Origin of the sequence: Streptomyces milbemycinicus (assembly GCF_002154605.1) — a bacterium.
In the GTDB taxonomy this organism is placed as follows: domain Bacteria; phylum Actinomycetota; class Actinomycetes; order Streptomycetales; family Streptomycetaceae; genus Streptomyces; species Streptomyces milbemycinicus.
In genome coordinates, this window is record NZ_MUNE01001065.1 from 1 (window position 1) to 816 (window position 816).

At 77.3% G+C, this 816-nt stretch carries 1 pseudogene; it reads left to right on the plus strand.

The window, feature by feature from the left end:
• A pseudogene (locus tag CCN51_RS51010) lies at positions 1-816 on the plus strand (CHAT domain-containing protein); the annotation flags it as partial.

Consider the following 816-nt stretch of genomic DNA (forward strand, 5'->3'; position numbering starts at 1 on the left):
AGCGGGGCCCTCCAGGGCCCGGCGGGCCCTGGAGGGCCCCGCTTCGACGGCCGACTGGCACGTCCGTATCCGGCAGGCCCTCGTCTACGCGCTGCTGGCCGTCCACAGGTCGACCGGTGATGGTTCCGTCCTGGATGAGGCCATCGGCGAGCTGGAACAGGCCCGCCGCGACCTCACCGACCGCACCAGTCCGGAGATCGGCCAGAAGGTGCTGTGGGACCTGGCCGAGGCGTACCACCTGCGCGGCGACCGGGAGCGCGGCGACCTCGCCGCCGCCGTCACCACCGCGCAGGAGTCGCTGCGGATGCTCGCCGAGGACGTCCTGCTGCAACTCGGCGCCGAACACGGCCTCGAAGTGGCCCGGGCGGGGTCCAGCCGCGGCCTGCTCGCCGCTCAGTGGGCGGCTGTGGACGGGCGGGTCGCCGAGGCGGTGGAGGCGCTGGAGAACGGGCGTGGGCTGGTGCTGCGCGCGGCGGCCGCGGCGGCGGGGGTTCCGGAGCAGTTGGCCGCCCGGGGCGAGGCGGAACTGGCCGAACAGTGGCGGAACGCCGTACGGGACCTTCCGCCCCAGGCGACGCCGACGTCCGGCGGTGCCGGCACCGGCACCCCGGAAGACGTCCGGACCGCGCTCGCCCGCATCATGCCGGCCACCGAACCCGCCCCCGGTCTCACCATCCCCAGCACCCTGCGCCGCCGCGCTCTGGACGCGCTGCGGCGGCCTGACGGCGGCGGGGCGGAGGGGCTGCGCGGCCTGCTCGGCGCCCCCGGGGTCGCGGAGCTGCGGGAGGGGCTGCGGGGCGTCGGCGCCGACGCCCT